Below are 14,161 nucleotides of genomic sequence, written 5' to 3'. Positions count from 1 at the left end.
GTCACTTTCCCAGTGGTAGCACGACGGTGAGGACGGTTGGGCCGCCCTCGGGACTGTTGACGGTGGCGGTGCCGTCCAGCGCCGCGACTCTGCCCCTGATGCCTTCCAAGCCTGTGCCTTGTTTTTCGTCTGCGCCGCCCTTGCCGTCGTCGTGGACCAGAACTGTCAGCTGGTCGGTGTTGATGGCGAGGCTGACCCACGCGTGCTTGGCGCCGCTGTGCTTTGCCACGTTCGTCAGCGCCTCGGCCACCGCGAAGTAGGCCGCTGCCTCTACCGCTGCTGGGAGTCGGCCCAGGTGGTCGGCTTGGAGGAGGCACGGGACCGGGCACCGCGCCGCCAGCGCTTGGATCGCGCCGTCCAGGCCCAGGTCTTCCAGTACGGGTGGGTGGATGCTGCGGACTACGTTGCGGAGTTCTTCCAGGGCGTCGCCTGCTGCGTCTTGTGCTCGGAGCAGGGCTTGTAGGGCGTTGTCCGGGTTTTGTTTGAGGGTTCGTTCTGCGATGCCCAGCATCATGACGACGCCTACCAGCTTGTTCTGGGTGCCGTCGTGCAGGTTTCGTTCGATTCTGCGTAGTTCGGCGCCGTGGGCCTGGAGGGCGGCGGCGCGGGTTGCTACTACCTCGGCCAGGCGCTTTTCCAGGGAGGCTCGTGGCGGGGCCAGCAACGACTTCGCCCACTTTGCGTCCAGGTCGGCCAGGCGTGGGAGTTGGGTCAGGATCAGGGTTAGGACGATCGCGATCGGCACGCTCAGGAAGGCCGTTGGCCAGGAGTCGACGCGTACGCCGAAGGAGTTTTCGATTCCGTCTGGTACTGCCCACCAGGTGAGTACTACGAAGGGCTGCTGGATCAGTGAGCCTGGGACGCCGATGGCGATTGCTCCGAAGAGGGTGCCGACCAGGGCGTGGGTGATCAGCCATCTGCCGTCTCGGCGGCTGGCTGGGTCGGTCAGCACTCGTTGGGCTTGGTGCAGCCAGGGGCCGTCTAGCGGTTCTGGTGAGGGCAGAGTGGTGCCGGCGTAGCGCGCTAGGCGTTGGCGGTCGAAGTCCACGATTCGGCGGATGAGCGGGGCTGTGATCGGGAGGAGCGGGAGGATCACTACGGACAGCAGCAGCACGCCTAGCGCCAGCCATGATGCGATGGCTGTTAGCAGGCCGGTCGCCAGGTAGAGGAGTGCTGCGCCGATCCGTTTCATGGGTGGAAACGTAGCTGGTGGGGGTGGGTGGCGCGGTGGAGCAGGCTCTACTTCGTTGTGGCGCGCGCCGGTTGCGTAGGTCGTCCCCCTGGTGCGTTGGCGGGTTCCTGTTTGTTGTCCGTAGGTGGTTGCGTTGCGTGCTTATGCGCGGTTGCGTTCTGGGGCGCCGCCCCAGACCCCGCCAATCTGATCAAAGACCGGCCAGCGCCGCGGGCGGGTTGATGGCACGCCTGTTGCTCAGGGCGACTGTCTGTTGCTTGGTTTGGTTGCGGTGACGGGACCACCCCACCCGGCCCGTACGGGAAGAACGGCTCGCCTTCGGCATCGCATAAGANTGCGTTCTGGGGCGCCGCCCCAGACCCCGCCAATCTGATCAAAGACCGGCCAGCGCCGCGGGCGGGTTGATGGCACGCCTGTTGCTCAGGGCGACTGTCTGTTGCTTGGTTTGGTTGCGGTGACGGGACCACCCCACCCGGCCCGTACGGGAAGAACGGCTCGCCTTCGGCATCGCATAAGAGCAGTGGGCTCACCCGGCCCGTTCGGGAAAGACGGCTCGCCTTCGGCTTCGCTGCACTGTCAGACCCCGTCGGTACGTTGGGTCGCGGGGGATCCAAATTCACGGGGGACCCCTGCGCGAGCATGCCGTTAGCCCTCGCGCCAGCCGTTCGTGATCGGCAGGCGGCGGTCCCTTCCGAACGCCTTGATCGAGATCTTCGTGCCCGGCGGGTACTGGCGGCGCTTGTACTCGGCCTTGTCCACCATTCGCAGGACGCGGTCGACCAAGGCGGGGTCGAAGCCCGCCGCGATCAGGTCGTCGTGGCCCCGGTCGCCGTCCACGTAGAGGGTGAGCAAGGAGTCCAGCAGGTCGTAGTCGGGTAGTGAGTCGGTGTCGACCTGGCCGGGGCGCAGTTCTGCCGAAGGGGGCTTGGTGATCGAGTTCTCCGGGATCGGAGGCACCTCGCCGCGCTTCTCGGCTTCGGTGTTGCGCCAGCGGGCGAGGCTGAAGACCAGGGTCTTGAAGACGTCCTTGATCGGGGCGTAGCCGCCTACCGCGTCGCCGTAGATCGTGGAGTAGCCGACTGCCAGCTCGGACTTGTTGCCGGTCGCCAGGACCAGGTGGCCGTGCTGGTTGGAGAGGCCCATCAGGAGCATGCCTCGGCAGCGGGCCTGGATGTTCTCCTCGGCCAGGCCGGTCAGCTTCAGCTGGTCCACGTAGACGGAGACCATGTCGCCGATTGGTTCGGTGGTGAAGTGCAGGCCTGTGCGCTGGGCCAGGTCGTAGGCGTCCGACTTGGAGTGGTCGGAAGAGTAGGAGGAAGGCATCGAGATGCCGTGGACCGAGTCGGCGCCCAGGGCGTCCACGGCTAGCGCGGCCACGACGGCCGAGTCGATGCCGCCCGAGAGGCCGAACACGACGGAGCGGAAGCCGTTCTTGTGGACGTAGTCGCGCAGGCCGGTGACCAGGGCGTGCCACACCTCGGCCTCGTCGGAGAGCGGTTCGAACACGCGCGGGGCGGGTAGCGGTTCGTAGGCCGGGATCGCGTCTGAGATGAAGACGCGGCGGACGTAGAAGTCGCCGATTTGGCCCTGTTCGTACTCGCGGCCGCCGGGGAGGTCGAAGTCGACCAGCATGAGGTGCTCCACGAACTGCGGTGCGCGGCCGATCAGGTGGCCGTCGGGGCTGACGACCAGTGAGTCGCCGTCGAAGACCAGTTCGTCCTGGCCGCCGACCAGGTTGCAGTAGGCCAGGGGCGCGCCTGCCTCGGCTGCGCGGCGGATCACCAGAGGGAGGCGCTGGTCGTCCTTGTTGCGTTCGTAGGGGGAGGCGTTCGGGGAGACGACCAGGTCCACGCCGGCGTCACCCAGTGCTGAGGTCGGGCCGTGGTCCTGCCACAGGTCTTCGCAGATCGCCATGCCGACTTCGACGCCGTTGATTCGGACGATGTCGAGGGACGAGCCGGGCTTGAAGTAGCGCCGCTCGTCGAACACGCCGTAGTTCGGGAGGTGGTGCTTGCACTGCCTGGCCACGACACGCCCGCCGTGCAGGACTGCGGCGGCGTTGCGGGGGCCCACCGAGTCGTGTTCCAGGTAGCCGACGAACGTGGCGATGTCGCCCAGGCCGGCTTCTTCCAAAGTTCGTGCCAGCGACTCCAGCGCTTCGGCTGAGGCGCGGGCGAACGACGTGCGGATTGCCAGGTCCTCTACCGGGTAGCCGGTCAGCACCATCTCCGGGAACACGACGAGGTGCGCGCCGCCTTCGCGGGCCTTGCGCGTCCAGTCCACTACCAACGACGCGTTGCCGGAAAGGTCGCCAACAGTGGCGTTGACCTGGGCGAGCGCGATGCGAAGCTGCGGCATGCCCTCATCATCTCCCATACCATCGAGTCGTGGTCCGTCTCTTGAGCGTGTTGCTCGTCATTCCGCTGCTCGCGTCCTGCACGACGATCATCGAGGGGGCGGCCAAGCCCGGCGTGAGCTTGGAAAAGCCTGGTCCGGCCGGGACGGTCCCGGCGGGACTGGAGAAGTTCTACGGGCAGCAGCTCGCCTGGCAGGAGTGCTCGTCGTTCGCCACGACCGGGTCCAGCAAGGACGCGTACGGGAGCAAGCGCGACGTCGAGTGCACGCGGCTGCAAGTGCCGCTCGATTACGCGAAGCCCGATGCGGACACGATCACCATCGGCGTGCTGCGGTGGAAGGCCACCGGGCAGAAGATCGGCTCGTTGCTGATCAACCCGGGCGGGCCCGGCGCGTCCGGCATGGCGGCGGCGGCGAGCATGGTCGGGGAGTACCGCAAGAGCGAGCTCGGGGGTCGGTTCGACCTCATCGGGTTCGACCCGCGGGGCATCGGCGCGAGCGAACCGGCCGTGCGGTGCCTCACCGGACCGGAGCGCGATGCCGACCGTTTGGACCTCGACCTCGACACCAGTCCGGCCGGAATAGCCCAAACGGAGCAAGAGAACAAGGCGTATGCCGAGAAGTGCTCCGCCGGGACAAAATTCGGGGCATCAATGCTCGCCAACATGGGCACGCGGGACGTAGTTAAGGACATGGATGTCCTTCGTTCCGCGCTCGGCGACGCCAAGCTGAGCTACGTCGGCTACTCCTATGGCACCCGCATAGGTACGGAGTACGCCGAGACCTTCCCCCAGAACGTGCGCGCACTGATCCTCGACGGCGCCGTCGATCCGGCCCAGGACCAGGGACAATCGACCGTCGCGCAGGCCAGAGGCTTCCAGCGGTCCTTCGACGAGTTCGCGAAGTGGTGCCGTGAGAAGGGCGACTGCGCGCTCGGTGACGACGCCAACGCGAGCTTCCGCCAGCTCACCCTGCCGTTGATCGAGAAACCGGTCGCCGTCGGCAACCGCAAGCTGTCCTACAACGACGCGATCACCGCCACGATCCAGGCGCTGTACTCCGAGCAGCTGTGGCCGCTCCTGCAGCAGGGCCTTGAGGAGCTCAAGGCCGGCAAGGGCACGATGCTGCTGCGGCTGGCCGACATCTACCTCGACCGCGACGAGCAGGGCAACTACTCGACGATCACCGACGCGTTCAACGCCGTGCACTGCGTTGACGACGCACGCGTGACGGACAAGAACGCGATGGTGGAGGTCGCCAAGCAGTACAAGGCGGCCGCGCCGTTCCTCGACGACGGCAACCCGCCAGGTGCGGCACTCGACGCGTGCGCGTTCTGGCCCGTCCCGGTCACCGGTCGCACCGGTGTGCCCAAGGCCGATGGCATCCCGCCGCTGCTGGTGATCTCCACGACCGGTGACCCCGCCACGCCGTACGAGGCGGGCGTGAACCTCGCCAAGCAGCTCAACTCGCGGCTGCTCACGTTCGAGGGCGAGCAGCACACGGTCTTCCTCCAGGGCGTGCAGTGCGTGGACGCGGCCGGCGTGAAGTACCTGATCGACCAGACCCTGCCCGCCGACGGAACCCGGTGCGCCTCATGACGAAGCGGCGATCCCGAATCACCGCAGCCGTGTTCGCCTTGATCGTCTTGCTCGGCACGTCCACGTCCTACGCGCGCATCGACGGCACGCCGGTCGCAGGGCGCAAGGGCATCGATCGCTTCTACTCGCAGGTGTTGTCGTGGGGTGCGTGCCAGCCCTACGCGACCGACGCGAAGAGCAAGGGGCTGTACGAGCGCGAGGGCATCCAATGTGCGCGACTGCAGGTACCGCTCGACTACGAGAAGCCGGACGCGGGGACGATCACGGTCGGACTGTTGCGCAGGCCCGCTGCTGAAGAAGGGCGACGGGTCGGCTCCCTGGTGGTGAACCCCGGCGGTCCGGGTGGTTCGGGCATGGCGCACGTCGCGAACATGCAGCCGAACAACCCGGTCGGCAAGCGGTTCGACGTCGTGGGCTTCGACCCGCGCGGCGTGGGGGCGAGCCAGCCCCGCGTGCAGTGCCTCACCGATGCGGAACGGGACGCGCAACGGTTGAGGCCCAAGGGTGAGAGCGCGAGCCAGACCGAGCAGGAGAACAAGTTCTTCGTCGACAGATGTGCTGAACGCAGTGGTCTCGACCTGCTGCGCAACGTCGGCACGCGGGACGTCGCACGGGATGTGGACGTGCTGCGCGCCGCGTTGGGCGAGAAGAAGCTGACCTACCTCGGCTACTCCTACGGCACGCGCATCGGCACGTTGTACGCCGAGATGTATCCGAAGAACGTGCGCGCGATGGTGCTCGACGGCGCGGTCGCGGTCGACGGTGACAAGGTGGACGCGGCGGCCCGGCAGGCACAGGGCTTCGAGCAGGCCTTCCAGCGGTTCGCGGGTTGGTGCGCGCAGCGGGACTGTCCTATCGGGAGGGACACGGCCAGCGCGGAGTCGAACTTCCGGCAGATGATCGAGCCGCTGAAGAAGACACCGCTGCAGGTCGGCGAGCGCAAGCTGTCCCACTCGGACGCGAACACCGCGATCATCCAGGCGATGTACACGGACCGCCTGTGGGAGACGGCGTTGAAGGGCCTGCAGGAACTGCGGCAGAACAAGGGCAACACCCTGCTGCAGCTCGCCGACCAGTACCTCGGCCGGGCCCAGGACGGCTCCTACTCGCGCATCCAGGACGCGTTCGTCGCGATCCGCTGCGTCGACGAACCGCCGATCAAGGACCGCGCCACGCTGGAGTCCAACCGTCGGAGGCTGTTGGAGATCCTGGGCAACGACACCGTGCCCACCGACGAGACCGCGCTCGGTCCGTGCGCGTTCTGGCCGGCCCCGCACACGTCGGAACCGCATCCGCCGAACGTCAACGGGCTGCCGCAGGTGCTGGTGGTCTCCACGACCGGTGACCCGGCGACGCCCTATCAGTCCGGCGTGGACCTGGCGGCTGCGTTGGGCGCGCGTTTGCTGACGTACAACGGAAACCAGCACACGGCGTTCCTGGCCGGTATCGGCTGCGTGGACGGCGTGGGCACGAACTACTTGGTGGACCTGAGACTGCCGGAGACCGATTCGGTCTGCTGACGCGTTCCGGGCAGGAGGACCGAGCCCAGCGCTCCGAGCGCGCAAATCACCGCCGTGATCAGGAAGATCTCGTGGTACTCGGTGAGCAGCGCCTCGGTGAGCCCGCGCTGGTACTCGGCCAGCTGCCGTTCGAACTCGGCTTTCTCGACCCCGAACGGCAGCGGGGTGTTCAGGTCTGCCGTGAGCTCGCGGAACCGGTGGAGTCCCCACGCGGACAACGCCGCCACGCCCACGAGCATGCCCGTCATGCGCGCCACGACGACGAACGCCGACGCCACGCCGTGCCTGATCGGAGGCACCACCCGCAGCACAGCACCGGACAACGGCGCGATGACCAGCCCGAGCCCGAAACCGGCGATGGCCAGGTCGCGCGTGAGCACCCAACCGGACACGTCGGCCGGCCACTGCGCGATGAACACGTACGACACCGCTGCGATCGCCAGGCCGCTGAACGACACCCAGCGGTCGCCCAGCCGTGACGCGAGGAATCCACCCAGGACAGCGCCGACCGGCAACGCGATCAGGAACCGGGTCAGCAGGGTCGCTGCGGCGGCGGAATCCCTGCGCAACACGGTCTGCGCGAACAACTCCACGTCCACCAACGTGACCATCAACGCCGCACCGGCCGCGAGAGAGACACCGAGCACGGCCCAGAACGGCCGCCACTGCACACCCTCGGGGTCGATGAGCCGCACAGCAGCACGGCGTTCCCACACGAAGAACGCCACGAGAACAACGAACGCGCCGACGAGCACCGGCCAGCCCCACGACGGCAGCACCGACTCGGCGGGCTTGGGGTTGTAGAGCGCGACCACCAGCAACGACAACGCCACCGCGAGCAGCACGCCACCCACGACGTCGATCCGAACAGGACGCCGTGTGTTCGGCACGGTCCGTTGCACGATCACCATCGCGATGACCGCCAACGGCACGTTGACCCAGAACACCCACCGCCAGCTCTGCGGCTCCCACGCCTCGAACAACGGCAACGCGTTGAACAGCGTCGCAACGCCGATGCCGTACAGCGTGCCGAGGACCGACCCCAACTCTTGCGCGGCACCAACGGCACCGAGAGCCGACGACCGCCGGTGCTCTTCCCACAGGTCAGCGACGAGAGCCATCGTGACCGGCAGCAACGCACCGCCCGCGAGGCCCTGCACGACCCGGCCCACGACGAGAAGTGGCACGTCAGCGGCCAGCGCCGTGATCACCGAGCCGATCAGGAACCCGAGCAGTGACACCTGCAGCACGAACCGCCGCCCGAGCCGGTCCGACAGCTGCCCGAGCAACGGCATGCCCGCCACGTACCCGAGCAGGTACCCGGTGACGATCGGCGTCGCCTGCTCCAGCTCGTTCACCGCGATGCCGAGGTCGCGCACCATGTCCGTGAGGACACCGACGACGACGTACGCGTCGAGCGCCCCCAGCAGCACGGCCGCGCCGGACGCGGCGAGAGCGACTTTCCGCATTACACCGGGGCCGTGACCGTGACGGGCTTGTCGAAGTCGGTCAGTCCGATGTCGACTTTCTGACCGGTGGGGAGCTCGAACAACGCGCTCTTCAGCTTGTTGTCCTTGTCGAGAGAGAACGTCGCCTTCACGTCCGCGGCGATGCCCGGCACCAACCCGGCGGCCACGTCCTTCGGCACGGTCGCCTCGACCACCGACACGTCACCGGACGACTTCGTCTTGGCGTCCTTCGAGCTGGAGAGGACCTTGGCCACGCCCTTGTCCGGGTTCAGGATCGCGGACGGGTCGTACACGGTGCTCGCGAACGCCGCCGACACGGTGGTGTACCCGCCGGTCGGGCCCTTGAAGTGCAGGTTTCCGCCCGTCAGCACGTACTCGATGGACAGCAGCTGCCCCATGAGCGTCACCTTCGCGGTGCCCTTCGACTCACCGGCGGCGGTGAGATCGCCGTCGGCGTCCTTCACCGGCACGTCCGGGAGCTCGCCGTCCACCTTGATGGTGAAGTGGACCGTCTTGACCGAGCGCATCGACTCCGCCGACTTCGAGAGCAACGTCGCACCATCGGGGAGATCTCCACCGGACGTGCAGCTCGTGAGCAGGGCGAGTGCGCAAACCAACAACCAACGGGCGGACATGCGTTGATCGTAGAGTCCCGGGAGCCCTTAAGCTGCGCCCTATGGACCGCCAGCAGGAGTTCGTGCTCCGCACGCTCGAGGAACGCGACATCCGGTTCGTCCGGCTCTGGTTCACGGACGTCCTGGGCTTCTTGAAGTCCGTGGCGGTCGCACCGGCCGAGCTGGAAGGCGCCTTCAGCGAGGGCATCGGCTTCGACGGCTCGGCGATCGAGGGCTTCGCCCGCGTCTACGAGTCGGACATGGTCGCGAAGCCGGACCCCGCGACGTTCCAGGTGCTGCCGTGGCAGACACCGGACGGCACGAACTACTCGGCGCGCATGTTCTGCGACATCACCATGCCGGACGGCTCCCCGTCGTGGGCCGACCCGCGCCACGTGCTGCGCAGGACCCTGTCGAAGGCGAGCGAGGCCGGGTTCACCTGCTACGTGCACCCGGAGATCGAGTTCTTCCTGCTCAAGGGCCTGCCCGGCGACGGCAGCGAGCCCGAGCCCGCGGACAACGGCGGCTTCTTCGACCAGACCTCGCACGAGACGGCCACGCACTTCCGCCGCCATGCCATCGAGGCGCTGGAGGCGATGGGCATCTCCGTCGAGTTCAGCCACCACGAGGGCGCGCCCGGCCAGCAGGAGATCGACCTGCGCTACGCCGACGCGCTGACCATGGCGGACAACGTCATGACGTTCCGCTACGTGGTGAAGGAGGTCGCGATCACGCAGGGCGTGCGCGCCTCGTTCATGCCCAAGCCGTTCTCCGAGCAGCCGGGTTCGGGCATGCACACGCACTTCTCGCTGTTCGAGGGCGACCGCAACGCCTTCTACGACGAGGAAGACCCGTACCAGCTCAGCGACGTCGGCAAGCAGTTCGTCGCCGGCGTGCTGAAGCACGCGCGCGAGATCTCCGGCGTCACGAACCAGTGGGTGAACTCGTACAAGCGCCTGATCGTCGGCGGTGAAGCGCCCACGGCCGTGTGCTGGGGTCACGCGAACCGGTCCGCGCTTGTCCGTGTGCCGATGTACTCGCCCGGTAAGTCGTCGTCCCGGCGCGTGGAGATCCGTTCGCTCGACTCCGCGTGCAACCCGTACCTGGCGTACTCGGTGATCCTGGCCGCCGGTCTGAAGGGCATCGAGAAGGGCTACGAGCTGCCGCCGCCCGCCGAGGACGACGTGTGGTCGCTGACCGACCGTGAGCGTCGTGCCGCCGGCTACGCGAACCTGCCGCAGAACCTCGGCGAGGCCCTCGCCGAGATGGAGAACTCGGAGCTGCTCCCCGAAGCGCTGGGCGAGCACGTCTACGACTTCTTCCTGCGCAACAAGAGGACGGAGTGGGACGCGTACCGTCGAAGCGTCACCCCGTACGAGTTGCGCTCTCTTCTTCCCGTGCTGTGAGGCCGATACGTTGCTCTCCGTGACAGAGGTACCCGAGTTCCAGCCCGCGATCTGCGCCTGCACGGTCGCGACGGCGGCCGAGCTGCCCGCGGTCAAGGTCCTGTCCAGCTCGTTCCTCGCGGAGCACCCCGAGGGCCGGTTCGTCGCGCTGATCGTCGACGCGCAGCCGGAGCACTCGGGTCCCGGGCTCATCACGCCCGCCGACATCGGGGTGCCCGAGATCGAGCTGCACGTCCTCGCGACCTCGCTGGACGCCGCCGAGCTGAAGGCGGCGATGCTGCCGCGGCTGCTGGAGGCGTTGCTGTCGCAGGGCATGCCCGTGCTCTACCTCGACCCGTGGGTCCAGGTGTTCGGGTCGCTGACCAAGCTCGTGCTGGAGGCGTTGCAGAAGGCTCCGGTGGTGTTGCTGCCGCGCACGTTGCGGGCGCTGCCGGACGACGGGCTGCAGCCGGGGCCGGCCGAGCTGCACGAGCTCGGGGCGTTCGACCCCGGGTTCATCGCGGTCGGCAAGGGGGCCGAGTCCTACCTGCCGTCGCTGGACATGCCGGCGATCGTGCCGCACCACGTGCTGCGTGACGCGCGCCTCGGGTTGTCCGTGTGGAACGTGGCTGACCGGCCGTTGCACCGCACCGAGTCGGGGGCGCTGGCCGTCGTCGGTTCGGACCTTCTGACCGTGCACTTCCGCGGGTTCGACCCGCGTCGTCCGTGGCTGTTGTCCGCCGACTTCGCGGAACGGCCGCGCGTGCTGCTGTCCGAGCACGCCGAGGTCGCTGAGCTGTGCACCGCCTACCGCGCTGAGCTGGTGCGATGCGGGTGGAGCGTGCAGCCCGTGCCGTACCGGTTCGGTGCTCTGATCGACGGGACCGACATCCCGTCCGAGCTGCGTGCCGACTACCGGGCCGCTGAGCCGACGCCGTCACCGGCGTTCGGTGAGGACGGTGGTGGTGGGTTCCTCATGTGGGCGTGTGAGCCGACGGAGAACGGCGGCACGCGGTGGGCGGACGCCGTGTGGCGGGCCGATCCGTTGCTGCAGCAGCAGTTCCCCGCGCCGTTCGGTGCGGACGCGGATGCCTGGCGCGAGTGGTGTGCCGGGGTCGGCGTGGCCTCCGGGCGGTTGCCGGTGCCGGCCGTGCCGCAACCCCGGGAAGAGGGACCGGCGCTGCTCGACCAGCTCGGCGTTTCCGTCGTGGGGTCGGGGCCGCTGTCCGAGCTGATGCTCGCCGCTGCGCGCGCGTCCGGACTGCCGGTGTCCACTTCGGCCAGCTATCCCGTTGTGGTGCGCACTTCTTCTGACGACGAGGTGCCGGACGGGCGGTTCATCGTCGAGGTCGCGTTGGACGCCACTGCTGCGGACGACCGCACGGGCGTGAACGAGCTCTGGCTGTCGTCCGACTTGTCGCGTGCTGCTGCCGAACGCATCGGCGGGCCCATCGTGCGTGTGGTGCCTGTGCCGGTTGTTGATGTCGGCGCGCGTGAGCACGCTTCTGGCGATGTGGTGGTGTTCGCGGCGATCGCGGACCACTCGCTCGATCGGTCCGGCAATGTCCTTGGCGCCGTGTCGGCGTTCTTGAGCGCGTTCCCGGATCGTTCGGACGTCGAGCTGCGGATCGCGGTGTCCGGTGCGTTCGAGCACCCGGAGGCCGCCGAGCGGTTGCGCCTCGCCACTGCCTCTGACCAGCGGATTTCGCTGGTCGAGGACGAGGACGTGTGTCTGACAGCCGACGCCGTGGTGTCGTTGCACCGCGGTGGGGCCGATGACGCGATTGCTCTGCGTCTGGCGTCGTTGGCCGTGCGGGGCGTGCCTCTGGTGGCCTCCGATCACGGTGCCGTTGCCGAGCTGTTCGGCAAGACGGCGGTCCTCGTGCCGTGTCACCAGGGTTCCGAACCTGATGTGCAGGCGGCTTCTCGTTTGCTGCGGTCGTTGGCCGATGACCTGCCCACGGCCGAGGCACTCGGTGCTGCTGCTCGCGACCACGTCCTGGCCGTGCGGTCTGTCGCGCGCGTTGCCGAGATGCTGCGCGAGCGCGTCGAGCACGCGTACCGGGGATGGCGGGCGCGCCGGCCGAAGCCGAAGCCCGAGGTCGACCCGATGCTCGCGTTGCACTCGGCCAAGCACGCGTTACTACGTCAGCCGAACGTCGACACCGCCCATCGGACGCCGATGGCTCCCGCGCTGCGCAAGGTCGTGTTGCGCGCGTTGGACCACTACGACAACCACATGCGGCAGGTGCTGCACACCCTGATCGACGGGGTCGAGCGCACCGTGGCCGAGCTGGTCGACCGGCAGGACGCGCTGCGGGCCGGGGTCGGCCAGGGTGAGCTGGAGCTGCTGCGCGCCGAGATCGAACAGGTCGCGGAACGGCAGTCGCACTTCGGTGACCAGCTGGTCGGCGTCGACGACGGGGTCGTTCGCGTGCGCGCGGACATGGCCGGTCAGGGACGCCGGCTGCGGGACATCGAGGACGCGGTGGTCACCGAGGCGGCCAAGCGCGCGAAGGCCAACGACGTCCTGGCGGAGCGGATCGACAAGCTGACCGTCGCCCTGGATCGGACACTGGACCGCATCGACACCTTGGAGTCCAAGGTCGTCGAGGTGTTCCGCGAGCGCGACACGCGGCTGGACTCGGCTCTTCGAGCCGCGCACCACGCGCAGCAGACCGCGGACGCGTTGCGTCGCGTAGTGGTTCGTCAGCACGAAGCCGCAGGTGACGCGCCTGAGGTGCGTTCGTCGTTGGTGTTGTGCGACGCGGGCATGATGCGGCTGCCTTCCGACGACGCGTTCATGCTGCCGCTGTTGTCGTCCAACGGCGTGTGGGAGCCGGACCTCGCGGAGCTGCTCGACTCGGTGCTGGAGCCGGACGGGATCTTCCTCGATGTCGGTGCGTACGTCGGGTATCACTCGATCAGGGTGTTGTCGCGGCTCGGGCTGATGGGTGCGGTTGTCGCCGTCGAGCCGGATGCCTCGGCTGCTGCTCTGTTGAGGCACAACGTCTCGGCGAACCTGCCTGCTGCTGTCGCGGATCGCCTGACCGTGATCGAGGGCGCGGCGTGGGAGAGCGCTGGTGAGCTGGCTGTTTCGCCGACGCTGACCGGTGGCGTCTCGGTGTCGCCGCTCGCCGCTGATGCTTCCGCCGAAGTCGCGCGGGTGCGTTCGGTGCGGTTGGACAAGGAGCTCGAAGACATCGCCTTGGTGCAGGGCATGAAGCTCTCCGTCGTGAAGGTGGACACGCCTGGACGTGGGCACCGCGCTCTCGCGGGTCTCGTCCGGCTGTTGCGTCGCGATCGGCCGCACGTGTTCCTGGAGTTCTCGGCTTCCGCGACGGCGGACTTCGGTGACGATCCGGTGACGGTCCTCAAGGAGTTCGGCATCTGGGGCTACGACCTGGTGCCGTTGGCGACCCGTCAGGCGGCTTCGCCGGACCAGATCGTGCGGGCGATGGAGGGACTTCGTTCCGTCACCCTGTGGCTGCGTCCGCGTCCGGTTGGGGCCAAGCAGGTTGCGCCGGCGCCGTCCGTGCCGATCAAGCAGCCCGCTGACCAGGCGATTTGACTTTGATCCTCCCCATGAGTAACTTTCTCCAAGTCGCAAGCGAGACCCCGGAACGAGCGGTTGACACCGCGGATCGGGCCGGGTAAAGTCTCACGGCGTCAAACCCCCAGAAGTAAATGAACGGCCTAACGTGCTGTCCGGGATCTGAGAATGACCCCGATTTGACACCGGAAAAGCCACTCAGATAACTTCTGAACCAAGCTTAAAACTGAATGCGAAGCGAGTTTGCGCCGCAGCCAAGAAGCCGAAACGGCCGATTTGACAAGGCGAAAACGAACTAGCTAAGCTTCAAACACAAGCCCCGAGAGAAACTCTCCGGAAACGGAGAATGGAACCGGTGAGCGCGTGTTCTTTGAGAACTCAACAGCGTGCCGAAACACAGCCAGTAATATGAATACTCCTCGTCAGGAGTATTCCTTTGAGTAGCAAGACCAGATTGCCAGACATATTCCGTCTG

The 14,161-nt window shown here is 67.5% G+C and carries 8 protein-coding genes; 4 read left to right on the top strand and 4 right to left on the bottom strand.

The genetic code is table 11. The features are described from left to right. Position 1 precedes the first annotated feature (1 nt). Positions 2-1,192: a sensor histidine kinase gene (locus LFM09_RS45920; protein WP_414102955.1), complete on the bottom strand. Its 1,191-nt coding sequence runs from the start codon at positions 1,190-1,192 to the stop codon at positions 2-4. 645 nt (positions 1,193-1,837) lie between these two features. Next, positions 1,838-3,550: an NAD+ synthase gene (locus LFM09_RS45915; RefSeq protein WP_414102954.1), complete on the bottom strand. Its 1,713-nt coding sequence runs from the start codon at positions 3,548-3,550 to the stop codon at positions 1,838-1,840. A 29-nt stretch (positions 3,551-3,579) separates the two neighbouring features. Here LFM09_RS45915 and LFM09_RS45910 point away from each other — a divergent pair, with 29 nt between their 5' ends. Further along, entirely contained in the window at positions 3,580-5,145 is a 1,566-nt protein-coding gene (locus tag LFM09_RS45910) for an alpha/beta hydrolase (protein ID WP_414102953.1), read from the top strand. Then, on the top strand, positions 5,142-6,665 hold the full coding sequence (locus tag LFM09_RS45905) for an alpha/beta fold hydrolase (protein WP_414102952.1): 1,524 nt from the start codon (positions 5,142-5,144) through the stop codon (positions 6,663-6,665). The genes LFM09_RS45910 and LFM09_RS45905 overlap by 4 nt, the downstream gene beginning before the upstream one ends. Here the strand turns inward: LFM09_RS45905 and LFM09_RS45900 are convergent. Together LFM09_RS45900 and LFM09_RS45895 are read right to left on the bottom strand one after the other, a co-directional pair. Then, positions 6,620-8,134 carry an MFS transporter gene (locus LFM09_RS45900; RefSeq protein WP_414102951.1) on the bottom strand — a complete coding sequence of 505 codons (1,515 nt, stop codon included), beginning with the start codon at positions 8,132-8,134 and terminating at the stop codon, positions 6,620-6,622. The genes LFM09_RS45905 and LFM09_RS45900 overlap by 46 nt on opposite strands. Beyond that, positions 8,134-8,769: an LppX_LprAFG lipoprotein gene (locus LFM09_RS45895; RefSeq protein ID WP_414102950.1), complete on the bottom strand. Its 636-nt coding sequence runs from the start codon at positions 8,767-8,769 to the stop codon at positions 8,134-8,136. The genes LFM09_RS45900 and LFM09_RS45895 overlap by 1 nt, the downstream gene beginning before the upstream one ends. 41 nt (positions 8,770-8,810) lie before the next feature. Between LFM09_RS45895 and glnA the strand changes: the two genes are divergently transcribed. Together glnA and LFM09_RS45885 are read left to right on the top strand one after the other, a co-directional pair. Continuing rightward, entirely contained in the window at positions 8,811-10,154 is a 1,344-nt protein-coding gene (gene glnA / locus LFM09_RS45890) for a type I glutamate--ammonia ligase (RefSeq protein WP_414102949.1), read from the top strand. Positions 10,155-10,173: 19 nt separating this feature from the next. After that, positions 10,174-13,704 (top strand): FkbM family methyltransferase, encoded by a 3,531-nt coding sequence (locus LFM09_RS45885; protein ID WP_414102948.1) that lies wholly within the window; start codon positions 10,174-10,176, stop codon positions 13,702-13,704. The last annotated feature ends 457 nt before the right edge of the window (positions 13,705-14,161 follow it).

The sequence above is a fragment of the Lentzea alba genome (assembly GCF_047445655.1).
Taxonomy (GTDB): Bacteria; Actinomycetota; Actinomycetes; order Mycobacteriales; family Pseudonocardiaceae; genus Lentzea; species Lentzea alba_A.
Note: the sequence above shows the minus strand (reverse complement) of the source record. Positions and strands in the feature narration are given on the sequence as shown.